The 25,558-nt window shown below is 52.2% G+C and carries 29 protein-coding genes; 17 read left to right on the forward strand and 12 right to left on the reverse strand.

Features of this window, described 5'->3' with window-relative positions; all coding sequences use genetic code 11:
* Nucleotides 1-103 precede the first annotated feature (103 nt).
* A complete protein-coding gene (locus JCR24_RS05290) occupies nt 104-349 on the forward strand; it encodes a hypothetical protein (RefSeq protein WP_011230253.1) in 246 nt (81 codons plus the stop codon).
* A 97-nt stretch (nt 350-446) separates the two neighbouring features.
* Here JCR24_RS05290 and JCR24_RS05295 read toward each other — a convergent pair whose 3' ends face one another.
* From JCR24_RS05295 to JCR24_RS05320, 6 genes are all read right to left on the reverse strand, one after another.
* Complete coding sequence (locus JCR24_RS05295) at nt 447-1,193, reverse strand: Fic family protein (RefSeq protein ID WP_238980218.1); 747 nt, start codon at nt 1,191-1,193, stop codon at nt 447-449.
* Between the two features lie 193 nt (nt 1,194-1,386).
* Nucleotides 1,387-1,689: a metal-sulfur cluster assembly factor gene (locus JCR24_RS05300; protein WP_011230255.1), complete on the reverse strand. Its 303-nt coding sequence runs from the start codon at nt 1,687-1,689 to the stop codon at nt 1,387-1,389.
* A 22-nt stretch (nt 1,690-1,711) separates the two neighbouring features.
* A complete protein-coding gene (locus JCR24_RS05305) occupies nt 1,712-2,962 on the reverse strand; it encodes a hypothetical protein (protein WP_238980219.1) in 1,251 nt (416 codons plus the stop codon).
* Nucleotides 2,959-3,168 (reverse strand): DUF2249 domain-containing protein, encoded by a 210-nt coding sequence (locus tag JCR24_RS05310; RefSeq protein ID WP_013146125.1) that lies wholly within the window; start codon nt 3,166-3,168, stop codon nt 2,959-2,961. The genes JCR24_RS05305 and JCR24_RS05310 overlap by 4 nt, the downstream gene beginning before the upstream one ends.
* A gap of 3 nt (nt 3,169-3,171) precedes the next feature.
* On the reverse strand, nt 3,172-3,405 hold the full coding sequence (locus JCR24_RS05315; RefSeq protein WP_014195085.1) for a DUF2249 domain-containing protein: 234 nt from the start codon (nt 3,403-3,405) through the stop codon (nt 3,172-3,174).
* 237 nt (nt 3,406-3,642) lie between these two features.
* Nucleotides 3,643-4,335 (reverse strand): Crp/Fnr family transcriptional regulator, encoded by a 693-nt coding sequence (locus JCR24_RS05320; RefSeq protein ID WP_011230259.1) that lies wholly within the window; start codon nt 4,333-4,335, stop codon nt 3,643-3,645.
* A 232-nt stretch (nt 4,336-4,567) separates the two neighbouring features.
* Here JCR24_RS05320 and JCR24_RS05325 point away from each other — a divergent pair, with 232 nt between their 5' ends.
* Entirely contained in the window at nt 4,568-6,931 is a 2,364-nt protein-coding gene (locus tag JCR24_RS05325; RefSeq protein ID WP_041467832.1) for a nitric-oxide reductase large subunit, read from the forward strand.
* Nucleotides 6,932-7,259: 328 nt separating this feature from the next.
* Here JCR24_RS05325 and JCR24_RS05330 read toward each other — a convergent pair whose 3' ends face one another.
* Nucleotides 7,260-8,078, reverse strand: coding sequence for a hypothetical protein (locus tag JCR24_RS05330; RefSeq protein WP_238980220.1), 819 nt, complete (start codon nt 8,076-8,078; stop codon nt 7,260-7,262).
* Nucleotides 8,079-8,533: 455 nt separating this feature from the next.
* Complete coding sequence (locus JCR24_RS05335) at nt 8,534-8,701, reverse strand: hypothetical protein (RefSeq protein WP_013146120.1); 168 nt, start codon at nt 8,699-8,701, stop codon at nt 8,534-8,536.
* Between the two features lie 129 nt (nt 8,702-8,830).
* Here JCR24_RS05335 and JCR24_RS05340 point away from each other — a divergent pair, with 129 nt between their 5' ends.
* The 3 genes from JCR24_RS05340 (at nt 8,831) to JCR24_RS05350 (ending at nt 11,417) form a co-directional block, all read left to right on the forward strand.
* Nucleotides 8,831-9,064, forward strand: coding sequence for a DUF2249 domain-containing protein (locus JCR24_RS05340; RefSeq protein WP_013523134.1), 234 nt, complete (start codon nt 8,831-8,833; stop codon nt 9,062-9,064).
* A 105-nt stretch (nt 9,065-9,169) separates the two neighbouring features.
* Complete coding sequence (locus tag JCR24_RS05345) at nt 9,170-9,748, forward strand: molybdenum cofactor guanylyltransferase (RefSeq protein WP_238980221.1); 579 nt, start codon at nt 9,170-9,172, stop codon at nt 9,746-9,748.
* 550 nt (nt 9,749-10,298) lie between these two features.
* Nucleotides 10,299-11,417, forward strand: coding sequence for a TIGR04053 family radical SAM/SPASM domain-containing protein (locus JCR24_RS05350; RefSeq protein ID WP_238980222.1), 1,119 nt, complete (start codon nt 10,299-10,301; stop codon nt 11,415-11,417).
* Between the two features lie 143 nt (nt 11,418-11,560).
* Here JCR24_RS05350 and JCR24_RS05355 read toward each other — a convergent pair whose 3' ends face one another.
* Nucleotides 11,561-12,310 carry an anti-sigma factor gene (locus JCR24_RS05355; protein ID WP_014195095.1) on the reverse strand — a complete coding sequence of 250 codons (750 nt, stop codon included), beginning with the start codon at nt 12,308-12,310 and terminating at the stop codon, nt 11,561-11,563.
* A complete protein-coding gene (locus JCR24_RS05360; RefSeq protein WP_238980223.1) occupies nt 12,300-12,881 on the reverse strand; it encodes an RNA polymerase sigma factor in 582 nt (193 codons plus the stop codon). Before JCR24_RS05360 ends, JCR24_RS05355 begins: the two co-directional genes overlap by 11 nt.
* Nucleotides 12,882-13,015: 134 nt before the next feature.
* On the opposite strand from JCR24_RS05360, the gene JCR24_RS05365 reads away from it, so the two are divergent.
* From JCR24_RS05365 to JCR24_RS05385, 5 genes are all read left to right on the forward strand, one after another.
* Nucleotides 13,016-14,182, forward strand: a complete 1,167-nt coding sequence (locus JCR24_RS05365) for a COG1470 family protein (protein WP_238980224.1) — start codon at nt 13,016-13,018, stop codon at nt 14,180-14,182.
* 2 nt (nt 14,183-14,184) lie between these two features.
* A complete protein-coding gene (locus tag JCR24_RS05370) occupies nt 14,185-15,141 on the forward strand; it encodes an ABC transporter ATP-binding protein (RefSeq protein WP_238980225.1) in 957 nt (318 codons plus the stop codon).
* Nucleotides 15,128-16,207: an ABC transporter permease gene (locus JCR24_RS05375; protein ID WP_021322318.1), complete on the forward strand. Its 1,080-nt coding sequence runs from the start codon at nt 15,128-15,130 to the stop codon at nt 16,205-16,207. The genes JCR24_RS05370 and JCR24_RS05375 overlap by 14 nt, the downstream gene beginning before the upstream one ends.
* 279 nt (nt 16,208-16,486) lie before the next feature.
* The gene (locus JCR24_RS05380; RefSeq protein WP_013146103.1) at nt 16,487-17,662 is read left to right on the forward strand and encodes an MFS transporter; all 1,176 of its coding nucleotides are present in this window, start codon (nt 16,487-16,489) and stop codon (nt 17,660-17,662) included.
* Nucleotides 17,663-17,905: 243 nt separating this feature from the next.
* A complete protein-coding gene (locus JCR24_RS05385) occupies nt 17,906-18,970 on the forward strand; it encodes a multicopper oxidase domain-containing protein (protein WP_011230269.1) in 1,065 nt (354 codons plus the stop codon).
* Nucleotides 18,971-19,204: 234 nt separating this feature from the next.
* On the opposite strand, the gene JCR24_RS05390 is transcribed toward JCR24_RS05385, so the two are convergent.
* Nucleotides 19,205-19,903, reverse strand: coding sequence for a Crp/Fnr family transcriptional regulator (locus JCR24_RS05390; protein WP_238980226.1), 699 nt, complete (start codon nt 19,901-19,903; stop codon nt 19,205-19,207).
* A 218-nt stretch (nt 19,904-20,121) separates the two neighbouring features.
* Here JCR24_RS05390 and modB point away from each other — a divergent pair, with 218 nt between their 5' ends.
* Together modB and moaA are read left to right on the forward strand one after the other, a co-directional pair.
* Complete coding sequence (gene modB, locus JCR24_RS05395; RefSeq protein WP_238980227.1) at nt 20,122-20,784, forward strand: molybdate ABC transporter permease subunit; 663 nt, start codon at nt 20,122-20,124, stop codon at nt 20,782-20,784.
* Nucleotides 20,785-20,838: 54 nt separating this feature from the next.
* On the forward strand, nt 20,839-21,864 hold the full coding sequence (moaA, locus tag JCR24_RS05400) for a GTP 3',8-cyclase MoaA (RefSeq protein ID WP_238980228.1): 1,026 nt from the start codon (nt 20,839-20,841) through the stop codon (nt 21,862-21,864).
* 101 nt (nt 21,865-21,965) lie between these two features.
* On the opposite strand, the gene ric is transcribed toward moaA, so the two are convergent.
* Nucleotides 21,966-22,673 carry an iron-sulfur cluster repair di-iron protein gene (gene ric / locus JCR24_RS05405; protein ID WP_238980229.1) on the reverse strand — a complete coding sequence of 236 codons (708 nt, stop codon included), beginning with the start codon at nt 22,671-22,673 and terminating at the stop codon, nt 21,966-21,968.
* A 200-nt stretch (nt 22,674-22,873) separates the two neighbouring features.
* Here ric and JCR24_RS05410 point away from each other — a divergent pair, with 200 nt between their 5' ends.
* The 5 genes from JCR24_RS05410 to moaD are packed head-to-tail and all read left to right on the forward strand — an operon-like array spanning nt 22,874 to nt 25,553.
* Complete coding sequence (locus tag JCR24_RS05410; protein WP_014195104.1) at nt 22,874-23,056, forward strand: hypothetical protein; 183 nt, start codon at nt 22,874-22,876, stop codon at nt 23,054-23,056.
* A 49-nt stretch (nt 23,057-23,105) separates the two neighbouring features.
* Nucleotides 23,106-24,365, forward strand: coding sequence for a molybdopterin molybdotransferase MoeA (locus JCR24_RS05415; protein WP_238980230.1), 1,260 nt, complete (start codon nt 23,106-23,108; stop codon nt 24,363-24,365).
* On the forward strand, nt 24,362-24,862 hold the full coding sequence (gene mobB / locus JCR24_RS05420) for a molybdopterin-guanine dinucleotide biosynthesis protein B (RefSeq protein ID WP_238980231.1): 501 nt from the start codon (nt 24,362-24,364) through the stop codon (nt 24,860-24,862). Before JCR24_RS05415 ends, mobB begins: the two co-directional genes overlap by 4 nt.
* Nucleotides 24,859-25,323, forward strand: coding sequence for a molybdenum cofactor biosynthesis protein MoaE (locus tag JCR24_RS05425; protein WP_238980232.1), 465 nt, complete (start codon nt 24,859-24,861; stop codon nt 25,321-25,323). Before mobB ends, JCR24_RS05425 begins: the two co-directional genes overlap by 4 nt.
* On the forward strand, nt 25,323-25,553 hold the full coding sequence (gene moaD / locus JCR24_RS05430; protein ID WP_238980271.1) for a molybdopterin converting factor subunit 1: 231 nt from the start codon (nt 25,323-25,325) through the stop codon (nt 25,551-25,553). The genes JCR24_RS05425 and moaD overlap by 1 nt, the downstream gene beginning before the upstream one ends.
* The last annotated feature ends 5 nt before the right edge of the window (nt 25,554-25,558 follow it).

A 25,558-nucleotide genomic window follows, 5' to 3' on the forward strand; every position in this document is an offset into this window, starting at 1 on the left:
GGAAAACATCACAGCTGATTAGGTTGAATGTTTGGGGATAGCGGCTGTTGGATGGAACCATCGTTTTGGTCTGTTCATGAAAATCGTGGGGAAGAGGGGCGTCATGAAGGGATCACGAAAAGAAGAGAGGCATGAAACGCAACGGACAGAAGAGATTCAACGGATGGATGACCGGGTGTTTTCGCCGGCCGAAGAGTTGGATCGGATCGCCGCGGGAGGGGCGATGAAGCGGGAAGCCCTCGATTGGCGAGGATTTCCCCGGTGGATTCGATATGTCGGATACATCGCCTTCGCCTTTTTTGTCATCGTTCCTTTGATGGCATGGTTGTGGAACGTGTTGCTTGAATAGCCGATCAAACGCCAACCGGAGGCGGGTCTCATGGAGGAGAAAAACAAACGACACGGAAATGCCCGTTGTTCCGTGTCGTTTTGTTTGCGCTCTGTTGTTAATCCTCCATCCCTAAAGCGTACAAGTAATGGCGCAAGCTTTCTTCGACACATGCGGCGATCAGTTGAATGAACGGAGTGACCTCACCTTTGACGCTCGCTTTTTCCAACGCTTCGTAATACTTCCGGCGCTGTTCCGGGTTTGCTTTCACAATAGCGGGCGGATAGCCATGCTGCATTAAAATGAAATTCATCATTAAGCGGACGGTTCGTCCGTTTCCGTCAGCAAATGGATGAATGTATACGAGCTGAAAATGGAAACGAGCCGCCAGTTCGATTGGATGAAGAGCATGTTGATTCGTTTCATACCAAGAAAACAATTGATTCATTTCATCTTGTATATGCAAAAAGTGAGGGGGGGTGTACGAGCTGCCGGAAATGCGCACATTGTATGTTCGATATTTCCCGGCATTTTCATTGTCAATGCTCTTTAATACTAAATAATGGACCTGTTTCAACACGTGCTCAGTCAAATGTTCTTTGTTTGCGACTAACTCTTCAATAAAGTCAATCGCCTCCGCATGGTTAATAGCTTCCAAATGTTCCTTAAGCCGTTTCCCGCCAATGGTAATCCCTTCTTCTATGACTAGCTTTGTTTCCAGCAAGGTTAACGTATTGCCTTCGATGGCGTTCGAATGGTACGTCCATTCGATCCGAAATGATTCCCGCAAGTTTTTCACCAACCCTGGAGGCAAAGGGCGCAACGCATCCAACCGTTGTTTCAGCTCGTCGATTTTGGCAAACATCGCTCTCACCTCTTGGTATATGATTCGCGGCCTCGATTCGTTTTTCCTTTAAATAGCCAAGCGATGGCTCTCGTTTTTTCTATTATGATACAAAAATAAAGGGCGGGGAGTGTTCAGCAGTTGCAGAACAATGAAACAACCGCCCGCCCAACACGGGCGAACGGCGAAAAGGGGATGGAAAAAGTGGAGTGTTTCAAGAAAAATGCCCAAGCTGCCGGAGCGCTTCTTCGCTCATCCGCTCGGGCGTCCATGGCGGGTTCCATGTCACTTGGACGCGCACGTCACGGATGCCGTCAATGTGCTCAAGCGCCCGTTTGACGCCGCCGGCGATCGAGTCGTGAAGCGGGCAGCCGGGGGTCGTGAGCGTCATCAGGACATTGATATGCCCATCTTCGATTTTTAAGTCATAAATCAACCCTAAATCGACGACGTTAATGCCGAGCTCCGGATCAAGGACCGTTTTCAGCTGTTGAATGGCAAGTTCGCGGACATCCATCGTTCTTTTCCTCCTCATTCGTTTATTTTCGGAAGACCGTTAAAATCGTTCCGGCAAAGGCAACGCTTAATCCAGCCAACAGCACTTGAGTGATGGCGAACAGCGGCACGCTCGCGACAGCAAGCGCAACGGCCGCCAGCGCGAGGGCGATGAGCCATAGGCGGCATTGGACGGTGACGGCTCGCTCATTCATCATTTGTTTTAACGTCGGCACGTTTTGTTGGCCGACTTTTTCGCTGTAGCGATGCGTCCACCATAAAAACGGCACGATTTTGAGCAAATAGCCGATGATGCTAAACAGGATCCAGCCGACAATGAATAGATAAACAATGATGCCAAGCAGCCGTCCGCTGCCGACGACGATGGCGACAAAGGCGGCAACGTGCAGCACAAGGCCGATGACGATGGCCGAAAGCGAAAAGCGGAACGGGCGGTCAAGCGTTTTTTTCATCCGCTTTTGCAAAATGGCGCGGATATGCCAGGCGAAAACAACGAATCCGCTCATGAGCAAGGCTGCACCGGCTGCAAGCCATGCGTGGCTTCGCAAGAATAAGCTGGCGAACGCCACCGCAATCCCGCTGATGTACAGCGCATAGACGTAACGCGCCGGCCGCAGCGAAAAGCCGTGGGCGAGCGAGAACATCGGCGCCATTTTGTACGAAAAGCCTATGATGAGCAGTGTGAACCAGCCGCACAGCCCGAACAGCACATGCAAGCCGAACAACACTTCATGACTGTTGGCGCCTGTGGCGGCGAAAAAGTGAAAGGCAAGCAGCCCTCCGGCGGCGCCCGTCAGCAGCAAAAACAACAAGGAAGTCGCGACAAACAGCGTCATGATCGTTTTGTTTTTTTGTTGTTTTAATGTCATCGCCATTTGCCAGACAAACAGCACGATGCCGAACAGCAGAAGCAAGCCAGGGAGAAACGCTTGGTTTGGCGTAAACGCTAAACTGGCGGCAAAGGCGACGATGCCGAGAGCGGTGATCGCAAACTGCCAAAAACCGAGCCGCTCGCTCCAAATCGGCGTCAAAAAGGCGACCGGAACGAGCTGGTACATCGCCCCCATGGCCGTCATCAATGCAAAGCCAAGCAACGCCAGGTGGGCCGCCGCCCACACGAACGGCAGCCGGAACGCGCCGCTGCTAAGTGAGGGAATCGCTCCAAGCAACATAAGTTGCGACGCGGCGAACGCCAACACGGCGAACATGATAAACGAGAACGGAAGACGGACGTCTGTTTCCGTCCCCGTGCGAGTAGGAAACACGTTGCTCATCCTTTCGTAATGCGGATTTCAAAACTGCCGTCTTCGCGTGCGACCGTCTCGTGCCGGTAGCCAAGCTCGTCAAGCTGCTCGTACAAAAACATCGGGCGGCGATCGTTAATGATCGTCAGCGTCTCCCCAGGATTCAGCTTAGCGAGGGCAGCGAGCGTCCGCATCATTGGCTGCGGCGGCTCGAGTCCGCGGTTATCGAGGATCATCGGTCATCCCCCCTGTTTGACAAACGTTACTCTCCAATGTTTTTTCTCGATTTGTTCGGCCTCGTACGTAAATCCTTTCGCTTTCATAATCGGAAACAACGGCAGCGGCTTGAACGGGGCGTGTAAAATGAACGTATCGCCCGGCTGCAGCGGCTTGATGGCGTTCATAATTTTTTCAAACGGCTCACGTTTCTGCCGCAAATCTTCGCGCACATCGAGTTCAATCGTCACACCCATGCGCTTTCCCTCCTTTTTGACTATCATGATAATCATTTTCACTGTGGAATGTTGTGATATAGCTCACATCTTTCGGCCGAAACATGACATATTCCACTTTGGAAAAAAGGTTTCGTTTTCGTTTGAAAGGGCGGAATAGCATGTTCCAGAAAGATGGGCTTGCCGAAATGTTTGAAAGGAAACCCCATCAGCTCCATTGCGCATCCCGACCGGTGCCGGACGATGGGGAAAAAGGAGTTAGAAAAAGATTTCTTGTTCGAGCCCTTCGCGGTCAATCAAATAAAAGCCGTGTTCGTCGACGTCAATCAGCCCTTTCCGTTTCAGTTGGCTCAACGTGCGGCTCACCGTTTCCCGGGCGGTGCCGATCATGTTGGCCAGCTCGCGGTTTGTCACATGGGCGGTGAGACGGTGCCACTTCCCTTGTTTGACGGCGTTCGTGCGCGTCAACCGCAACAAAAGCAACACGATTTGTTCGTACGTATTGTGGAGCACTTGCGCTTCGAGCCGGTTTTGCAAATCAACGATTTTTTCGCCCATGACGCGAAACAGTTTTATGCAAAGTTCAGGGCTCGCCATCAGCACTTGTTCGAAATCGTGGATCGGGATCGCGATCAATGTCGCTTCCTCGACCACTTCGGCGTGGGCCGGATAGGTGCCTTTTAAGAAAAAGCCGGCATGCGGAAACATTTCTCCCGTCTGCAAAATCGAAACGATTTGTTCTTTCCCGCTGAAGTCCGTTTTATAAATTTTTACCGTGCCGGAATGAATGAAATAGACTCGCTCGAGCGGGTCGCCTTGCATAAAGACAAACGTCCGCGGCTTGTAAACGCGCACGTGGGAAATGGCAACCAGCGAATCAAGCTCGTAATCGGACAGTTCACGAAACAACGGAACAGCTTTTAAGCGGTCTTTCATCCAATGGTTCGCCATGGCGTTCTCTCCTTTGGAAATGTGACAAAAGTGTGGCGGCTGTCAACAGAGCATCGATGCTTTTCTCTTTTTGAACATCCGCGCCGTTTGGCCTTTTCTGCCTTCATTGTATACATTCTCACGCCATAAAGCTGTGATATAAATCATAATGGACATTTGTCCCGGCTCACAAACCGCCGAACGATCAGCGCGCTACAATGGGGGCGAACAAACGAGAAGGAGGTTGGCTCATATGGAAGTTCATCGATCCGTTCGCCCCAACATGCGGCCGGGGCGGCAAACGACCAACAGTTTTCTCAAATCGATTCTCATTTTCACTATTGTGATCAGCTTTACCGTCCTGCTTGTCGGCGGATATTGGATTTTTAAAGAAATGGCGCCGAGGCCGAAGGAAGTGCGCAGTGAAGACGGCCAAGTGTTGATGACGAAAGAAACGATCATCGGCGGGCAGGCCGTCTTCCAAAAATACGGGCTGATGGATTACGGAACCGTGCTTGGGCATGGGTCGTATATGGGGCCGGACTATACGGCGGAAGCGTTGAAAATTTATACGGAAGGCATGCAAGATTACAAAGCAAAAGAGCGGTATCACAAACCGTTTGCCGATTTAACCGCCGATGAGAAAACGATCATCCGCGAACAAGTCATCAAGGAAATGCGAAAAAATCGCTACAACCCGGTTACGGATGTTCTCGTCCTGACAGATGCGCAAGTATACGGGTTGGAAAAAGTGCGCGACTATTACCGCGACGTGTTCACCAATGGCGACGGTTGGGGATTGAAAAAAGGATTGATCAAAGAAAGCGACATGCCAAAATCAGGCCGTGCTTGGGTCGCGGACGGCGACCAAATCAAGCAAATTGCCGACTTTTTCTTCTGGACCGCTTGGCTGTCAAGCACGCCAAGACTTGGCGACCACATCACCTATACAAACAACTGGCCGTACTATGAGGACGCCGGCAATACGATGTCATTTTCCGCGGTATGGTGGAGCGGCGCGAGCGTCACGATTTTGATTTTGTTCATCGGGATCATTTTGTATGTGTTCCACCGCTATCAGTTAAGCATGCAAGAAGCGTATGCAGAAGGGAAGTTTCCAGTCATCGATTTGCGGCGGCAGCCGCTGACTCCGTCGCAAGTGAAAGCGGGCAAATATTTCGTCGTTGTATCGGCGCTCTTTTTCGTCCAAACGATGTTCGGGGCGCTGCTCGCCCACTACTATACGGAACCGGACAGCTTCTTTGGCATCAAATGGATCCATGACCTATTGCCGTTTAACATCGCCAAAGGGTATCATTTGCAGCTGGCGATTTTTTGGATTGCCACCGCTTGGCTTGGCATGGGGATTTTTATCGCCCCGCTTGTCGGCGGGCAAGAGCCGAAAAAGCAAGGGCTGCTCGTCGATCTGCTTTTTTGGGCGCTTGTCGTCCTTGTCGCCGGCAGCATGATCGGCCAATGGCTCGGCGTCAACGGCTATTTAGGAAACGAATGGTTCCTGTTTGGCCACCAAGGTTGGGAATACATTGAGCTAGGCCGCGTTTGGCAAATCATTTTAGTCGTGGGCATGCTGCTTTGGCTGTTCATCGTCTTCCGCGGCGTCAAACGCGGGCTGAAGCAAGAAAGCGACAAAGGCGGGCTCATCCACTTGCTGTTTTATTCGGCCATCGCCGTTCCGTTCTTTTACATCTTCGCGTTCTTTATCGAGCCGGATACGAACTTTACGATGGCTGACTTCTGGCGCTGGTGGATCATCCACTTGTGGGTGGAAGGCATTTTTGAAGTGTTCGCCGTTGTTGTCATCGGGTTCTTGCTCGTTCAATTGCGGCTCGTAACGAAAAAATCGACGGTCCGGGCTCTCTATTTTCAATTTACGATTTTACTAGGCAGCGGTGTCATCGGCATCGGCCACCACTATTACTACAACGGTTCACCGGAAATTTGGATCGCCCTTGGCGCGGTGTTCTCGGCGCTCGAAGTGATTCCGCTCACGCTCCTTATTTTGGAAGCGTATGAGCAGTACAAAATGATGCGCGACGGCGGGGTCAACTTCCCGTACAAGGCCACATTCTGGTTCTTGATTTCAACCGCCATTTGGAATTTGGTCGGCGCTGGCGTGTTCGGTTTCCTCATCAACTTGCCGGCGGTCAGCTACTTTGAACACGGGCAGTTTTTAACGCCGACCCACGGCCATGCGGCGATGATGGGCGTGTATGGCATGTTTGCGATCGCCGTGCTCCTTTATTCGCTGCGCAACATCGTCAAACCGGAAGCATGGAACGACAAATGGCTGAAATTCTCTTGCTGGATGCTGAACATCGGCCTGGCTGGCATGGTTCTCATCACGCTTCTCCCGGTTGGGGTGCTGCAAATCAAAGAAGCGTTTGAACACGGCTATTGGGCGTCCCGTTCGCCTTCGTTCTTGCAACAAGACGTCGTACAAAACTTGCTGCTTGTCCGCTTTGTTCCGGATACGATCTTTTTGATCGGCGTCGCCGCCTTGCTTGTCTTTGCCATCAAAGCGATGTTCCATTTGCGCAAACCAACTCACGGCGAAGGGGAAGAGCTGCCGGTGGCGAATTTGGCGGAGGAAGAATAACAAAAACGGGCTGACCCAAAACGCGAATGCGTTTTGGGATTAGCCCGTTTTTACACGAAATATAGAAGAGAATCGTTCGTTTTCTGGCAGAATAGAGTCACCATAAACCACTATCACCGAAAAAGGAGCGATTCTTTTATGACACATCATCATATTTTTGAAGAGTGTACCGTGGATCACCTCACGTTGCCAAGCGATATCATTCCATTGGATCATATGGCTCATGTAGTTTACGAAATCGCCAAGCGCATTCCGATGGAGACGTTTCTTCATTACTATAAAAGGCGGCCACACCTAAGAAAGGTAGGGAGGGATGCTCTCTCCTTACTTATGGTGCCTTAATAAGACGAATGCTGGAAATTGCCGCTTCTTGTTCAATCGAACGCCTAGAAAGAAGATCTAAAATCCGTTCGTGCTTTTCCATGTTTTGTTCTATTTTCTTAACGATTTCATTTGTTTCAAGCACTGCTTGTTGGACGAAAACAAACTCTTGCTTCGTGACCATATTGGCTTTGACATGATCTAATTCTTTCATTAGGTTGTTCTTTACGTCCTCAAGCTCCTGTTTGGTAGCCATGTTGGCTTTGATGTCTTCAAGTTCTTGTTTGGTAGCCATGTTGGCTTTGATGCCTTCAAGTTCTTGCTTGGTAGCCATGTTGGCTTTGATGTCTTCAAGTTCTTGTTTGGTAGCCATGTTGGCTTTGATGTCTTCAAGTTCTTGCTTGGTAGCCATGTTGGCTTTGATGTCTTCAAGTTCTTGTTTGGTAGCCATGTTGGCTTTGATGCCTTCAAGTTCTTGTTTGGTAGCCATGTTGGCTTTGATGCCTTCAAGTTCTTGCTTGGTAGCCATGTTGGCTTTGATGCCTTCAAGTTCTTGCTTGGTAGCCATGTTGGCTTTGATGTCTTCAAGTTCTTGCTTGGTAGCCATGTTGGCTTTGATGTCTTCGATCTCTTTTGTGAAACTATGCTTCACTTCTTCAAGTTCTTGTTTCGTTGCCATGTTGGCTTTAATATCCTCAAGCTCTGTTGTGAAGTTTTGCTTCACTTCTTCGAGCTCCTGTTTCGTTGCCATGTTTGTTTTGACGTCGCTTACTTCATGTTCGATAATTTGGAGCTTGTCCAAAATTTGTTTCAATATCTCTTCCAAGGAAAATCCTCCCTTCTAATAAGATATATAGCAGCCCTGGAAAAGCGAGTGATGATGAATCGCTCCTTTCTTTTGAGGACTGGGGAAACGAGCGTGTAGAGTAAATGGTTGAGGAAAGGGATGGGATTGTAGCGCAGAACAAATGAGGATCATCGTTCCCCATTCATATTATAAATGATTCGTAGAAATTTGAAAATAACGTTTTGTGTCATTGTCGCTTTGTATCCGTCCAGGAAAAGGAGTGCGTTTTAGCCCGTACGGTCATGTTAATCCCGGCAGCGACATTGTTTTTAAGAAAATCGAACTTCCTTTCTTTATAATATAAGGAGAAACAAGGGATTTAATCGGAATCGTTCATGATCAATGTACGATTTAAAAAAGAAAGAGCTGGCTCCAAAAGTCCACTTGTTAGTGGATTTTTGGGTCAGCCCCCTTTCGTTTGTGAACGTTTTCAATCACTTGTGGCATTTGTCCGGCGTGGTGTGTTCGTTTTCCTTTTGCTTGTCATGGCACGGAAAGCAGTACAACGTCTCTGTTTCTCGGCTGACGACGCCATTTAAGAACCCATGCAGACAATGGATCGGCTTGCCGCATTGCGCGCAAAAGCCAACAAGCTCTTCCAACCGCCATTTCTCCTTTCATGGGGATTGAACATGTTCACCTTCGGGCTGTGACGCTCGTCACTACCGCCCAAGGTTCAAGCGGTTATGATAAAGTATATAATTCATTATACTACAAAGGAGGCCAATGTTATGAACCAATTTGCTGCCAAAATCCACGCCCCGGACTATCCGCCGCGCGACCGCCATCCGGCAATTTTTCGGCTGTTTGACAGTTTGAAGCCGGGGGAAGTGATGGAGCTGACGAATGACCATGACCCGCGTCCGCTGCAATACCAATTCATGATGGAGCGTCCGGATCAGTTTACATGGGAGTACTTAGAGGAAGGGCCGGACGTATGGCGGGTGGCCATCGGCAAAAAATAAATCATCCGCTCCATTGGGATTTCCGTCTGTAGGCGGAAATCTTTTTTTTTCGCCGGTTGGTATGGTACGGTAGGGGCAGATGAAGTTCAGAAAGAGGGGATAGAGATGAAACGAACCATTGCCGGAGCGGTGCTCGCCGGCGGCCAGTCGCGCCGGTTCGGGCGGCCGAAGGCGTTTGCGCTGCACGAAGGCGCTCCGTTTTTCACTTGGTCTGTGGCGGCGCTCGATCCGATCACTGATGAACTGTACATCGTCAGCCATCCGTCGCTTGTCGATGAATTCCGCCGGCAAACGGACATCCCGGTGTTGCTTGATGTGGAGCGTTACCGTGGTTCTGGGCCGCTGGCCGGCCTTTACACCGTCATGGAACAGAGCCGAGCCGACTGGGTGTTCGTCCTGCCGTGCGACATGCCGTACATGCGGCGGGAAGTGGCGGAGCGGCTTGCTTCCTATATCGATCCGACGTTTGACGCCATCGTTCCACTCCATGGCGGCCGCCCAGAGCCATTGGTCGCTCTATACCATCGTCGGCTTCGTTCCGTGATCGCCGAGCTGCTTGACGCCGGCGAACGGCGGATGATCTCGCTTATTGACGGCGCCCGCGTCCGCTATGTTGACGCCCAACAGCTTGCCGCGGATGGAGACGTATGGCGCAATGTCAATACGGAGGAAGAGTACCGGTGAAGGGGGGATTGTGGCCGAAGCAGACACCGCATACACTTTTTTCAATTCAGAAGAGCCATCCTTGACCGCGAAATGGTTCTTTTCCCGGCTTTTCACCACAAAATGCACTTGATGCACAAAGACGTTCATGATACGCAAGTGAAAAATGATTTCGCCTGTACAATAACTGTCAATAAAAGGTCAAGTGCACCTTTTGATGATGACCTGAATTTTATGAAACGGCAATAGGGCGAAAAAGAACCGCACGACTTCGGCTCTTTTACGTTATTGGACTGGAGGTTGATTTCCTTCGCCAAGTCCGCCACTTCGAGGACGGTCAGCCCCGTTCGTTTCGCGACTTCGTGAAATGTCTTTGGCGTGGTACGAGACCCCGTCTGGCATCGTCTCATCTCCACTCGTTTTTACTTAAATGTTATACCGCCTGTTTAAACGGCTGTCATCTTCGCTCATGGCACGATCGCCCTCTGTTGTGGCTTTGCTGTGGATGTGATCGATATCACATAACGCGCCTGAATGTTGCGGTACAATGGAGGCCAAGGAGGGGGCCGCAATGCGCGATTTTAATGAAAATCCGTTTATTGTGATTTGGGAATTGACGAGAGCTTGTCAACTCAAGTGCCTTCATTGCCGCGCCGAAGCGCAATACCATCGCGATCCGCGCGAGTTGACGTTTGAGGAAGGGAAAAAACTGATCGATGAGATTTACGAGATGGATCAGCCGATGCTCGTCTTTACGGGCGGCGATCCGCTCATGCGCCCGGATGTGTACGATTTAGCGAAATATGCGATCGATAAAGGATTGCGCGTGTCAATGACGCCGAGCGCGACGCCGAACGTGACGAAAGAGGCGATCCGCAAAGCAAAAGAGGTCGGCCTGTCGCGCTGGGCGTTTAGCCTTGACGGGCCAAACGCCGAGATTCACGACCATTTCCGCGGCGTGAGCGGCTCGTTTGATTTGACGATCCGTGCGATTCAATACTTGCATGAGCTCGACATTCCCGTGCAAATCAACACCGTCATTTCGCGATACAACGTTCATGTGCTTGATGAAATGGCGGAATTGGTTGAGAAGCTGAAATGCGTCCTTTGGAGCGTCTTTTTCCTTGTGCCGACAGGCAGGGGGAAGGAGGAGGACATGATTTCCCCCATCGAGCATGAGCGGGTGTTCCGCTGGTTGTATGAAACGAGCAAGCGCGTTCCGTTTGACATTAAAACGACAGCCGGCCAGCATTACCGCCGCGTTGTGCTGCAGGCGAAAATGCGCGAAGGAAAAACGACAAAAGGCGGCATCCGTTACGAAGACGTGTTGAACAAAGGCTTAACCGGACAAGTCGACGGGCTCGGCCGCGCGCCGAAAGGAGTAAACGACGGCAACGGCTTTGTTTTTATCTCCCATATCGGCGATGTCTACCCAAGCGGGCTGCTGCCAGTCAAAGCCGGGAACGTCCGGGGAACGCCGCTGGCGGACATTTACCGACACTCGCCGATTTTCCAAGACTTGCGCAATCCGGACAAATATAAAGGAAAATGCGGCGTCTGCGAGTTCCGATATGTGTGCGGCGGCTCACGCTCGCGGGCGTACGCGGTGACGGGAGACTATTTGGAAAGCGAGCCGTATTGTGTTTACATTCCAAAGGCGCTGCGGACAAAAGAGCGAAGCCAACGGTAAGAAGGCGGTGAAAAACGGCCGCTTAAAATGACGGCGCTACGGCGTTCGTGAGACGGTTGCCCGGGCGCATGCGGCGGATGTTGGATGTGTGTTCAAAACATACGGGGGAGGAGCAGGCGCCCTTCCCCGTTTTTGTTGAAAGATCATTCGTGGTTCAACTCGACTATAAAGGTCTCGGGCCCGGTCGGCGCCGCGCTTCCCCCTTTTGGTTCGAGGCTCGCTTTAATTTGCTTGAACTGTTTGACATCCTCGCCGGTGATCAAAATGCGCGCCGCTCCGTGGCGGATCGTCAACAGTTCCCCTTTGACCTCGTTGTTGGTGTAAATGATCCACAATTGATAATCGCGGGCCGCAAACGGCGGCAGCCCTTCAATTTCCATCAACATTTCCTTCGTATCGTCATTGAGCCAAATTGTGCCGTCCATCTGTTGAAAGAGCGCCGATGGCTCAATCGGAATTTGTTTCGTTTTGGGATTATGGATGATTCGCTCGATCGGAATGTCGGTATGTTGTTCGACAATCTGGTATCGATATGGCTCATCCGATCGGTCATGGGAAGCGGCTGGTCCGTCGCTGGGAGCGGAAAGGCGCAAGGTGAAAAGGAAAACGGCCAAAGCTGCACCGATCCACCCGCCTGCCATGCGGAGACCGCGCCGCATCCGCTTCGTTTGTTTTTGCGCTTCTGCTTGGGCCCAAATTCGCTCTTTATGAGAAAGGGGAGGTGCTTCATATTGAGCTTCCTCCTTAAGCCCGATGTTTTTCCACGCTTCAAGCAAGCGTTGGCATTCAAGGCACTGCTTTAGATGGTTGGACACGTCTTCTTTTTCTTGCTCTGGCAGCATGCCTAACAGCCAGTCCACGATTTTTGCTTCCGAAATATGGCTATGCTTCATGCTGTTCTTCACCTCTGCCAGCCCCCATCCAGTGGAACAGCTCTTTTTGTTTCCGCAAATTGCGCAAGCCGTAGCGGATGAGCGACTTGACGGAGCCTAACGGTTTGTTCATCGCGGCGGCGATTTCCCGCTGTGTTTCCCCATGAAAGTAAAAGTGAATGATGGCTTGCCGCTGCTCCTCGGGGAGATGGGTTAAAGCGTCTATGATGACTTGTTGTTCCAGTTGGCGGAGAAAATCAAATTCCGCCCCCTTTTCTGTTAAAGCTGCTTCCTCAAGGCGGCTCACTAAAAGATCCCGTTTCTTGCGCAGGCGGTCGAGCGACCGGCTTTTCGTTTTCACGGCAAGAAAGGCTTGAACGGTTCCCCGTTTCGGGTCGAATTGATGCGGTTTTTGCAAGATTTCGAGAAACACATCGTGGCTGACATCTTCCGCCTCCACCTCGTCGCCGACGATCCGAAGAGCGATATGATAGACCATCGGAGCGTATTTTTCGTAAAAACGGTCAAAGGCGGCGCGCGAGCCTTCGGCGATCTTCTCGAGCAGTTCCATGTCTTCCCATCGATCTTCCATCTTGCCCACCTCCCGACACATGCTTGATAGAATTGTTGCCCCTACTGCATCTATTCTACAATTTCATTTTTCTCCTGCAAAACAAATCCATTGATCCATTTCTGGCGTATACGAAGTGAAAACAGAAGGAGGGAGTGAACGTCGTGCGAAGCAGGGTCATCATGATGTTCGCCATGATCTTGACGCTCTTTTCGCTTCTTCTTCCGATCCGCCCGGCATCGGCGGCAAGCGGTGTTGTTCTTTTCACGCCATACACCGGGCTTTCCGTGACGCCGGGGGAAACAATCGACTATACGGTCAATGTCATCAACAACGGTTCCAACATTGAAAACGTCACCTTCTCGTTTGACCACCTGCCGAAAGGATGGTCGACTTCGATTACCGCTGAGGGGAGAACGATTGAGCAGCTGTCCGTCCGAGGCGGAAAAGAAGAAGAGGTCACGTTGGAAGTGACCGTGCCGCTGGATGCCGACAAAGGGGATTACCGCTTTTGGCTCGTCGCGAAAGGGGAGAGTGGTTCATCGAAATTGCCGCTGCTTGTCCGCGTGACGGAACAAGGATCGTTTAAAACGGAACTGACGTCGGAACAAACGAACCTCGAGGGGCACGCGGATTCGAGCTTCACGTATGATGTCACGCTGAAAAACCGAACCGCCAAGACGCAAAATTACGCGTTAAGTTCGGCGGCGGAAAAAGGTTGGCAAGTCACGTTCAAATCGGAAGGCAATTCCGTTACGTCGGTGAAACTCGAGCCGAATGAATCAAGAGACATTACCGTAGAGGTCAAACCGCCGGAAAATGTGAAAGCGGGCACGTACAAAATCCCGATCAAAGCGCAAACGAGCGATACGTCGGCTGAGCTGACGTTAGAAGCGGTCATTACGGGCACGTATGCGCTCAAACTGACGACGCCGTCAGGAAACTTAAGCACCGATGTGACGGCGGGGCATGAACGGGTGATCGATCTTGTCGTCAAAAACACCGGAAGCGCTCCGCTTTTGAACATCAATATGACGGCTGACGCTCCGCCTGATTGGGAAGTGGAATTCGATCAAAGCACGATCGCCCAGCTGAACCCGGGCGATTCCAAAACAGTCAAGGCGAAAGTGAAAGCGTCGGATGAAGCGATCGCTGGGGATTATGTCGTCAACTTCCAGGCGCAAACGGCGGAAACGTCGGCGGAGGCGGCGTTTCGCGTCTCGGTCAAAACGTCGACCGTTTGGGGAGTGGTGGCGGTGTTGATCATTCTCGGGGTGGCCGGAGGGCTGTACTATTTGATCAAAACATACGGGAGGAGGTAAGCATGGCAGCACCTGCCGTCATCGAGCTTGACAACTTGTGCAAAACGTATGGCGACCATCGGGCGGTTGACCATTTGTCGCTTTCGATTCAAAAAGGGGAAATTTTTGGCCTCCTTGGCCCGAACGGGGCGGGAAAGACGACGACGATTTTGATGATGCTCGGGCTCACCGAACCGACGTCCGGTTCGGTGAGGGTATGCGGGATCGATCCGGTGCGAAACCCGATTGAGGTGAAACGGAAAGTCGGGTACTTGCCGGATGATGTCGGCTTTTACCATCACATGACAGGCTTGGAGAACTTGTTGTATACGGCAGCGTTAAACGGCATTCCCCGCGCCGAGGCGGAAAAGCGGGCGTGGGAGCTGCTTGAGAAGGTGAAGTTGACCGATGCCGCCCATCAAAAAACGGGAACGTATTCACGCGGGATGCGGCAGCGGCTCGGCCTGGCCGATGTGTTGATCAAGCGTCCGGAAGTGATCATTTTGGATGAGCCGACGCTAGGCATCGATCCAGAGGGAGTGCGTGAGTTGCTGCGGCTGATCCGCGATTTGAGCCGCCATGAAGGCATCACGGTCCTGCTGTCCTCGCACCAATTGCATCATGTGCAACAAATTTGCGACCGGGTTGGCCTGTTCGTTGATGGGAAATTGCTGGCCGAAGGGAATATGGAACGTCTCGCGCAACAGTTGTTTTTGCAAGATGCCTATGTCATCCATGTGGTCGCTTCCCCCCTTGACGCTTCCTTACGGTCCAAAATCGAGGCGATTCCGGGCGTCAACAAAGTGGAGCAAACGGAAGATGGATGGGATGTGTATTGCCAAACGGATGTGAGCGCCGCCATCAGCCAGACGATCATCGAAGCCGGATCTTCGCTGTTCCATCTCAGCCGGCGGGATTTTGGACTTGATGAGATTTATCACCGCTATTTTGAAGGGAGGGATGTACGTGAAGGCCAGTAAGGAAGAGCGATGGGCAAACGATGTTTTTTCATATGTGAAAAGATGGAGCGAACGGCTGAAGGTGGGTGCGCTTGATGAGAAGAAACGAGCAAGAGGGGCAAACAGCGCCTTTTCGGCCATTGTCAAAAAAGAACTGGCCGATTATTTGACGAGTTGGCGCATGATCATTTTAATCGCCCTCATCTTGCTTACTTGCTTCGGCTCGCTGTATACGGCGATGACGACGATCCGGGACGCGTTGGATTCCTCGGAAGAGGCCAAGGAAATCGCGAAAGGCGCCTACTTGTTTCTAAAATTATTCACCGTCTCGGACGGAACGTTGCCTTCGTTTCTGACGTTTGTCAGCTTTCTCGGGCCGCTGCTCGGCATCGCCCTTGGATTTGACGCCATCAATTCGGAGCGGAATCGGGGGACGTTAAGCCGGCTCATGGCCCAGCCGATTCCGCGCGATTATGTGATCAATGGCAAGTTTGTCGCGGCTCTTTTGTTGAACGCTGTGTTGTTTTTCTCTCTCGGATTGCTTGTAACGGCATTGGGCATTTTGATCTTGGGCATTCCACCGACGTTCGAGGAATTTGCCCGCATCATATGCTTTTTGTTGTTATGTCTTGTGTATATCGCCTTTTGGCTGAATCTCGGCATTTTGTTTTCTGTTGTCTTCCGCCAGGCGGCGACATCCGCGTTGTCGTCGATGGCCGTTTGGCTGTTTTTCAATCTCTTCTACTCGATGATCGTGGAAGTGTTTGCGAAACCGTTTTTGCAGTCTGACGCCATTACGTCCGTCGAGCAGGCGGTCGGCCGTCAAGAGTTGGTGCTTGGTCTCATGAGATTGTCGCCGAGCTACTTGTTCAATGAATCAACAACCGCCTTGCTTTCGCCGGACGTCCGAACGCTAGGGATCGTCACGGTGGAGCAAACGGCCGGCGCTGTTGCGGCCCCCTTGCCATTCTCGCAAAGTTTGCTGCTTATTTGGCCGCAGGCGACCGCGCTCATTGCCGCCACCCTCATCTGCTTTGCGATCGCGTATTGGTTGTTTATGAGGCAGGAGATACGGGCGAGCGGGTGAGAAAACAAGTTGTTTGCCGCAGACGGGGCGGAAGAGATGTGTGCGCCCAACAGCGTTTCTTATCGTTCGTATGTGAAAAACGTTCTGCCAAATCGTGTCCGTTCCTTTTGGGGACGGGCTTTTTCTTTTTTTGGATGTGACAAAACCGTGACAACGCTTGTGGCAAAATGGTGACAACAGGCAAGAATGTGATCAACCTCACAAATCCGTTTCCTTCTCCTGCGTATGATGGAAGTACAAACAACGTCACAAATTTTGAAAGTTTGGGAGGGGCTTTTCATGAATAAACAAAAGGCGCTGCTGCCGATTACGACGTTCGCCATGATGTTTTCATTCGCTGTGTGGGCCGTGTTTTCGCCGCTTGCGAGTACGTTTCAACAAATGTACGGGCTGACATCGACGCAAAAAAGCATTTTGGTCGCCATTCCCGTTTTGCTCGGTTCGGTGATGCGGTTGCCGCTTGGCATTTGGACGGACCGGATCGGCGGGCGCAGGCTGTTTTCGCTGCTGCTCTTGTTTCTTGTCATTCCGCTTGTTGGCGCAGGGTTTGCAGATTCGTATGCGATGCTTCTGTTTTGGGCGTTTTTCATCGGCATGGCCGGAACGTCGTTCGCCATTTCGGTGACGTTCGTTTCCCGCTTGACTCCGCCGGAAAAGCAAGGGACGGCGCTTGGGATTAACGCGATGGGCAACTTCGGCACGGCGGTTGCTGCGTTTTCCGTTCCATCGATTGCCGCAGCGTTTGGTGTGCCTTGGGCTTTTTGGGGGATGATCATTCCGGTTGTCGTCATGCTCGTTCTCGTTTGGTTTTTCACACCGGATATGCCGAAACCGAAACAACAAAAAACGGTGCGTGAATCGCTGTCGGTATTGAAATATAAACATACGTGGACGTTGTCGCTCTTTTACTTCGTTACGTTCGGGGCGTTTGTCGCTTTCGGCATTTACTTGCCGTCGCTGCTCGTTGACTTGTATGGGTTGACGCCGGTGGATGCTGGGATGCGCGCGGCTGGGTTTACTGTACTCGCTACGCTTGCGCGGCCAGTCGGCGGCTATCTTGGCGATAAAATCGGCGCTGAACGGGTGTTGACGTTCGTCTACGCTGGAATGACAATCGGCGCGTTGGTGATCGCGTTTGGAATGGAAAATATTTGGGTGATGACAGCGGCTTGTTTGTTTGTGGCCGTGATGTCTGGGCTGGGCAACGGTGCGGTGTTCAAACTCGTGCCGCAGCTGTTCCCAGCCGAAACGGGCGCCGTCACCGGCCTTGTCGGGGCCTGGGGCGGACTTGGCGGCTTTTTTCCGCCGATTGTCATGGGGATCATTAAAGATGCAACAGGTTCGTACGTGCTCGGTTTTCTGCTCCTTAGCTTGTTTACCCTTATTTGCTTCTTGCTGAACCGGCTCGTATTTGGCAAAAAAGCCGGCGAACCGGCGAAGCGGTTCGCTTCTTGAATGGAATACCGTATAGAGAGGCTGAAAGCTTGTTCGCTTTTAGCCTCTTTTTTTATTTGGGCGTGTTTTTCTGTTATTCAATGTGAGTATGCGTTTCACTATTGTTACATGATTAAAATATATTGCTCATTATTTCACAAATCATTCAAACATGGCTGTCTGTTGGTGATACAAATCACCAGGGAAGAAGTGAAAATGCCGTACGTTAAAGGTGTAAATCAAATCATCTAAGGGGGGAGAACGATGAAACAAAGGATGTCTTCGTTATTGTCCGTCGCGTTAGCCGCTTCGCTTCTGGCCGCATGCAGCAACGGGGGAGGAGGAGAGGCAAAGGCGGAAAATAAAAACGGAACAGCGGCAACTACGCAACAGTCTGCTGCGAACATGTTAGCGGCGCACAAAGGGGTGAATCAAGCACCGGTGCCGTTAAAAATGGAGCGGGTCGGCCCTCATGATGTCCACATCGAAATGACAGCGCAAATCACCGACATTGAAATTGACAAAGGGAAAATTTACAAAGCATGGACATTTAACGGTCAAGCTCCCGGACCGCTCGTCGTTGTCAATGAAGGGGATACGATCCATTTTACGTTGAAAAATATGGACCCGGTCGTCCCGCACAGCATGGATTTTCACGCCGTTCACGCTTCACCGTCAAAAGATTTTATTGATGTGATGCCGAACAAATCGGGAACGTTCACCTATCCGGCAAATAAACCAGGTGTGTTTATGTACCATTGCGGTACGAAGCCAGTCTTGCAGCATATCGCCAACGGCATGCACGGCGTGATCATTGTCAAGCCAAAAAACGGTTATCCGACCGACAAGGAAGTAGATCGTGAATATGTGCTCATCCAAAATGAATGGTATAAATACAACGATATGAACGATTTCCAAAACGGTGTGCCAAGCTATGTCGTCTTCTCGTCCAAAGCGCTCAAACCTGGTGATCCAAATACGAACGGGGACACATTTACCCTTAAAGAAAAGCCATTATTGGCGAAAGTCGGCGAGAAAATCCGCTTGTATATCAACAATGTCGGTCCGAACGAAGTAAGCTCATTCCATGTTGTTGGTACAGTATTCGATGATGTGTACCTTGATGGCAACCCGAACAACCATTTGCAAGGGATGCAGACGGTGATGCTTCCGGCGAGCGGCGGTGCCGTTGTCGAATTTACTGTCACTCGACCGGGAACGTATCCGATCGTTACTCATCAGTTTAATCATGCACAAAAAGGAGCCGTCGCCATGCTGAAAGTGACCGAAACGGGCGAAGACGACGGCTCAGAAACAAGCGGACATTAATGTTTCCCCATTTCCCTAAACGGGAGATAGCCGCCTAAAGCCCTATAGCTCTTATTATACGGCGGTGAAAAGAAAAAGAAGTGATTCGCATCACAATCGAAAAAAAGAGAGCGTCCGGCAGGCCGCGAACAACGGTCGGTCGGGCGTTCTTCTAATCAGCGCGCCAAAATGGCTTGGTCGTTGCTGTGTATCGAAGGGGAACGATCAGACAGACCCCTAACTACGGTGCACCGCTCACTCAATGCAACAAATATCCGGCGGACAGTCTTCGCATTGAATTTCCGTTTTCAAATAGTTTAAATCATGAACCGTAATTTTCCCCCGCTTCATCGAGATAATCCCTTCCTGTTTTAACGCATTGAGCATCCGGTTGACGCTTTCGCGCGTCGTGCCGCAAAAGTTGGCCAAGTCTTGGTTTTTTAACGTTACGTCAATGAAGATGCTTCCATCTTCAAGCGGGACGCCATAACTGTTGCAAAGGCGAATGAGCGTCGAGTAAAGCGCTCCTTTTTTGCCGTTCATGATCAAATCGCGAAACTTTGTCTGTGTCCGCCGGGCATGCTTGCTGATCCAGCGCATATATTCAAGGGTAAGGGGCGGATTGATCAGCAGCTGCTGTTCCAGTTCCTCTTTGTTTATGACTGCCGCTTCGCCTGGCTCTATTACCTTGGCCGTCAACAAGTAGCGTGCATCGTTCGTAAACAGCGTCAATTCACCAACGATTTCCCCGCTTCCGCAAATGCGGAAGCACATTTCTTTTCCGTCCGGGCAAATTTTGCTTACTTGCACTTTGCCAGAGAGGATCAAATACAATTCATTGGCTGGCATCCCTTCTTGGAACAAAAAGGAGTGCTTGCGAAGTGGAATCACTTTTTTCGACGATTGCAACAAAGAACGTAAATGGGGAAAATATCCATTCACTGCAGCTTCCATCGATAGCACCTCCATTCATTCAGCTATTTCTATTGTAAAAATCATCACAGCGGGAGAGAGTGAAAAAAATCACCGGTTACTGTTTTTTTGTGCGAGGCGTCACAATTTTTTCTAAATTGGTTTTTCCTTTTTCTATGTTACAATGTGAGTAGCATCACAGCATTCTACTGTTTGTTTTCGTATGGTAAAAGGGAGACGGAACAGAGAGAGGTTCGTCGATGGCAGAGTTTTGGTCACCGGTTTGGTTATCGATAAACGTATCGCTTCTCGCCGGCCTAATCGTCGCAATCCTTGGAACAGCGGCAGCAAGGTGGATGGCGCGCCGCCGGTTTCGCGGGAAGACGGCGATGGAGACGGTGTTTATGCTGCCGCTTGTATTGCCGCCGTCGGTCGTCGGGTTTTTGCTTGTTGTCTTGTTTGGGCGTCATAGCCCGATCGGACAGTTGATGGAAACGTGGTTTCACACTACTGTGCTGTTTACGCCCGGAGCGGCGGTGATGGCGGCGGTTGTTGTGTCGTTTCCGCTCATGTATCAGGCGGCCAAAGCGGGGCTGGAGGCCGTCGACCCCGCCATTGAAGGAGCGGCGCGCATCGACGGGGCGAACGAGCGCCAAGTGTTTTGGCATATTTCGCTGCCGCTGGCTAGAAACGCTTTGTTGTCCGGAGCGGTGCTGTCGTTTGCCCGCAGCCTCGGGGAGTTCGGTGCAACGCTCATGTTTGCCGGCAACATCCCAGGCAAAACGCAAACGATCCCGACCGCCGTCTACATGGCCATGGAATCGGGGCGGATGGGGTTAGCGTGGGCATGGGTGGCGGTCACGATTGGATTGTCATTTAGTTTATTGTCCTGTGCGGCGAAACTAGGCCGTTGGCAGCGATAAGGAGCAGGCCGTTGGAACATCACGCGGCCCATGAAAGGGAAAGGAGGGAGCGACATGGAAGAGCGCGACCGGGTGAAGATCACCGACCGCCTCGCCCGCCCGTTGCGCGATTTGCGGCTGTCGGTCATCGACCAATGCAATTTTCGCTGCGTCTACTGCATGCCTGCGGAAGTGTTCGGGCCGAATTTTCGCTTTTTGGCGGAAGACCAGCTGTTGACGGTTGAGGAAATGGCGCTTTTAGCGGAATGTTTCGTCGAGCTTGGCGTTGAAAAAATCCGCCTGACTGGCGGCGAGCCGCTGCTTCGGCGCGACCTCGATGCGCTCATTGAGCGGTTGTCCATGATTCCCGGCTTGCGAGACGTTGCCCTTACGACAAACGGCATCCATTTGGTGAAATGGGCGAAACGGCTGAAAGCGGCTGGGTTGCAGCGCGTCAACGTCAGTTTGGATGCGTTGGACGATGACATTTTCCGCAACATGAACGGCATCGGCGTCGGCACCGCTCCGGTGTTGAAAGGCATTGAAGCGGCGCGCGAGGCGGGGCTTGGCGTCAAAGTGAACATGGTCGTCAAAAAAGGATGGAACGACTCGCAAATCGTGCCGATGGCGGCTTACTTTAAAGACTTGGGCATTCCGCTCCGCTTTATTGAATTTATGGATGTCGGCACGACGAACGGCTGGGATTACTCCCATGTCGTGACGAAAAAAGAGATGTATGAGCAAATCAACGCCATGTACCCGCTTGAACCGGTTGAAAAAGCGTACTTCGGCGAAGTGGCAAGCCGCTACCGCTACGTCGGCACGGACGTGGAAGTTGGTTTCATCGCCTCAGTGACGGAAACGTTTTGCCAAAGCTGCACGAGGGCACGCGTTTCCGCCGATGGCAAGCTGTATACGTGTTTGTTTGCTTCTGAGGGCGTGTCGTTGAAAGACAAACTGCGCGCCGGGGCAGGGAAAGAGGAGCTGAAGGCGCTCATTACGGCCGTCTGGAACCAACGGACAGACCGCTATTCGGAAGAACGGACGGAAGAAACGGCGAAACAACGGATGAAAATTGAAATGTCGTATATTGGAGGATAACAAAGAAACGGGGCCGCTCTTTCCGTCGAAGAAGCAGCCCCGCTTTTTATCGCTCGTTGCGCCTGCCTTTGCCTTAGAAATGGGGGAATGGTTTTGCTTGGTTATGCCTTCACCGCCGCCAACACGCGCGGGAAGAGGATGTTGTTTTCCAAATGGATGTGGGTAAACAAATCGTCTTCAAGCGCGGCCAGCCGGCTGTAGACGAGGCGATACGTGCCGCATGCGTCTTCCGGCGGGGTGAAGTCGTTTGTGATTTCACGAATTTCTTTCATCAAATCGCCGGCTGCGTCATGTTCATTGACCAGTTCGCGAACGGCCCGCTCGACCGCCTCCCGGTTTTCCGGCGACGGGTTGTCGGCAAATTGCAAAATGAGCGGGAACGCTCCCGTTTCCTCTTTAATGAGATGCTGCTCGAGTTCTGTTTTTAACTCATGAAACAGTTTATGCACGTGGGAAAGATGCGGATGGTGCATGCCGTGCACGCGCAATACTTTCGTGACATACGGGCTGAGCTGCGGCAGTTCCTCGTTCAAATAGCGGTGGTGCGTGTTGATGATATGATCGACCAAGTCGGCTAGCGGCGCTTCGCCCCAGTTTCCGGCCGGTTTGTTTTGCGCCTCCGCATAAAGGGTGTTCAGCTCGCGAAGAAGCGCTTCGCCATCAAGTCCGAGCTCTTCGATGGCTTCTTTGAGCGGACGCTGCCCGCCGCAGCAAAAATCAATGCGATGTGCTTTCAACAAATCCGCTGCCTTCGGAATTTCGGCAACAATATCGCCAATCAGCGATTGCTCAGTAAACCGCTGTTCCATTTTGGATCCCTCCATCGTCAAATCGTTGCAGCTTCAGTATACCTTGTTTTCCATGTCAACGTTGTGATGCATCTCACACAAGCAAAAAAAGCGGACAACAAGGGAATGTGATCAACATCACAACGTTGTCTCTCTTCTTTCCTGTACAATAAAACAGACGAAATCAGCTGATCGATCGAGTCGAAAATCGGGCTCAAGACGTGCTAAACTATATTCAAGAACAATGCCGCTATGCGGATGAAGTGATGCAAGAGCTCGAACAGTCCGCCGCTTTGTTTGGCGAAACGCGGGAGATGATTTTGCGGCATATTGCCGATGCGAGCGTCGTTGATGAAAAGTTGGCAGAAGGCATAAAACAGCTGCAACAATGGCAACAACGTTGAAAGAACGATATGGTTGCCGCCAGCCGTATGATCGAAAGGAGAGAGAGAGATGGTCGAAAGACGAACCCCGATTCCTGTAGCGGAAGCGATCGATCGGGTGATGCGTTATGCCGGAGTGGGAGAAGAGGAAACGGTGCCGCTTCGCCAGTCGTATGGCCGCTATTTGGCCGAAGATTTGCGTGCTGACCATGACGTGCCGCCGTTTGACCGCTCGCCGTATGACGGATTTGCCATTCGCGCCGCCGACTCGGAAGGAGCGGGACTTGACCATCCGGTCGAGTTTGAAGTCATTGAAACGATCGGCGCCGGGCAAGTGGCGAAGCAGCCCGTCGGCCCGTTTCAAGCGGTGCGCTTGATGACCGGGGCGCAAATTCCCCAAGGATGCGATGCGGTCGTCATGTTGGAGCTCGCCAAACAGTACGAGCGGGATGGAAAAACGTATATGGCCATTAAACGCCCGTTCCGCCCTGGCGACAATATTTCGTTTCAAGGGGAAGATGCGAAAAAAGGGCAGCCGCTTGTCGAAAAAGGAACGCGCATCAATCCCGGGGTGGCGGCGCTCTTGGCGACGTTCGGCTACGCCGAAGTGAAGGTGGCGAAAAAGCCGCGGATTGGCATTTTTGCGACCGGAAGCGAACTGCTTGACGTCTCTGAACCGCTTGTGCCGGGAAAAATCCGCAACAGCAACGCCTACATGATTGAAGCACAGGCGCTAAAAAGCGGCGCTGAGCCGATCTATTTCGGCCAGTTGGCCGACGACCTTGACGCGTGCTTTCACGCCGTGCGCGAGGCGCTCGACCAAGTGGACATGCTCATTACAACGGGCGGGGTCTCGGTCGGCGATTTCGATTATTTGCCCGCCATCTACGAGCGGCTCGGAGCGAACGTGTTGTTTAACAAAATCGCCATGCGCCCGGGGAGCGTGACGACCGTCGCGGAACGGGACGGCAAGCTGCTGTTCGGTCTATCCGGAAACCCGTCGGCGTGCTACGTCGGGTATGAGCTGTTCGTCCGCCCGGTCGTGCGCACGCGGTTGTTTTCCACAAAGCCGTATTTGAAAAAAGCGAAAGCCACCCTTGGCGCCGATTTTCCGAAGCCGAACCCGTTCACCCGCTTCGTGCGCAGCCGGGTCGAGGCGGTTGACGGTCGGCTTGTCGTGAAGCCGGTCGGCATGGACAAGTCGAACATCGTCACCTCGCTTGCCTTTGCGAACGCCTTGATGGTGCTGCCGGGCGGAACGAGAGGGTTTGCGGTTGGCGATGAGGTGGAAGTGTGGCTTTTGGATGACGATGAGGGGTCAAGCGAATGAACGTCTGGCAAGTCGTCGGCTATAAACATAGCGGCAAAACGACGCTGATGGAAAAATGGGTGGCGGCCGCGGTCCGGGAAGGATGGCGCGTCGGAACGGTGAAGCATCACGGCCATGGCGGCGAGCCCGCGCGGCCCGAAGGCGTCGATTCCGTCCGCCACGAGCGGGCTGGGGCGGCGGCGACGGCGGTCGAAGGGGCCGGGCTGTTGCAGCTTCATCTTCGCCGCCCGTTATGGCGGTTGGATGATGTGTTGGCGCTTTATGCGCCGCTTCAGCTTGATCTTGTGTTGGTGGAGGGCTACAAACAAGAACGGCACCCGAAAGTCGTGCTCGTCCGCACTTGGGAAGATTGGGCGTCGCTTCAGCACCTCGCCGACATTCGCGCCGTCATCGCCTGGGTGCCGCTTTCCCGGCCGTTGCCGTACCCCGTGTTTTTGCTGGCTGATGAGGCCGAATATATCCCATGGCTCATGAATGAGGTGAGAAGGCGGACATGACCGAACCGTTGTTTGTCATTACCGATAGGCCGATTTCGGTCGAGGATGTGATGAAAAAAGTGATGCGCCCGGAAGCGGGGGCGGTTGCTGTCTTTGCCGGGACGGTGCGCGAATGGACGAACGGCAAGCGGACGCTCTTTTTGCAATATGAGGCGTACGTGTCGATGGCGGAGAAAATGCTCGCGCAAATCGGGGCGGAAATCGCCGAAAAATGGCCGGGGGCGAAAACGGCGATCACCCACCGGATCGGGCGGCTTGAGATCGGCGACATCGCCGTCGTCATCGCCGTTTCTTCGCCGCACCGCGCCGAAGCGTATGAGGCGAACCGCTACGCCATTGAGCGGATCAAACAAATCGTGCCGATTTGGAAAAAAGAGCAATGGGAGGACGGAAGCGCCTGGGTGGGCGACCAGTTGGAAACGACGGCGTATCCGTCCGGAAAGCCGGAGGTGAATGAATGATGATCCGTCTGTTGTTTTTCGCCCATTTGGGCGAGCAAATCGGCGAGCGGGAAGTGATGTGGCCGCACATTCCGGAAACGGTGAAACAACTGAAAGACGAAGTGGAAGAGCGCTACGGCGTCTCGCTCGGGCGCGTCATGACCGCGGTCAATGAGGAGTACGCCCGCGACGACGCGCCGCTTCAGCCGGGCGATACAGTCGCCTTTATTCCGCCAGTGAGCGGAGGATGAGACCA

This window comes from Geobacillus sp. YHL, assembly GCF_022341265.1.
Taxonomy (GTDB): Bacteria; Bacillota; Bacilli; order Bacillales; family Anoxybacillaceae; genus Geobacillus; species Geobacillus thermoleovorans.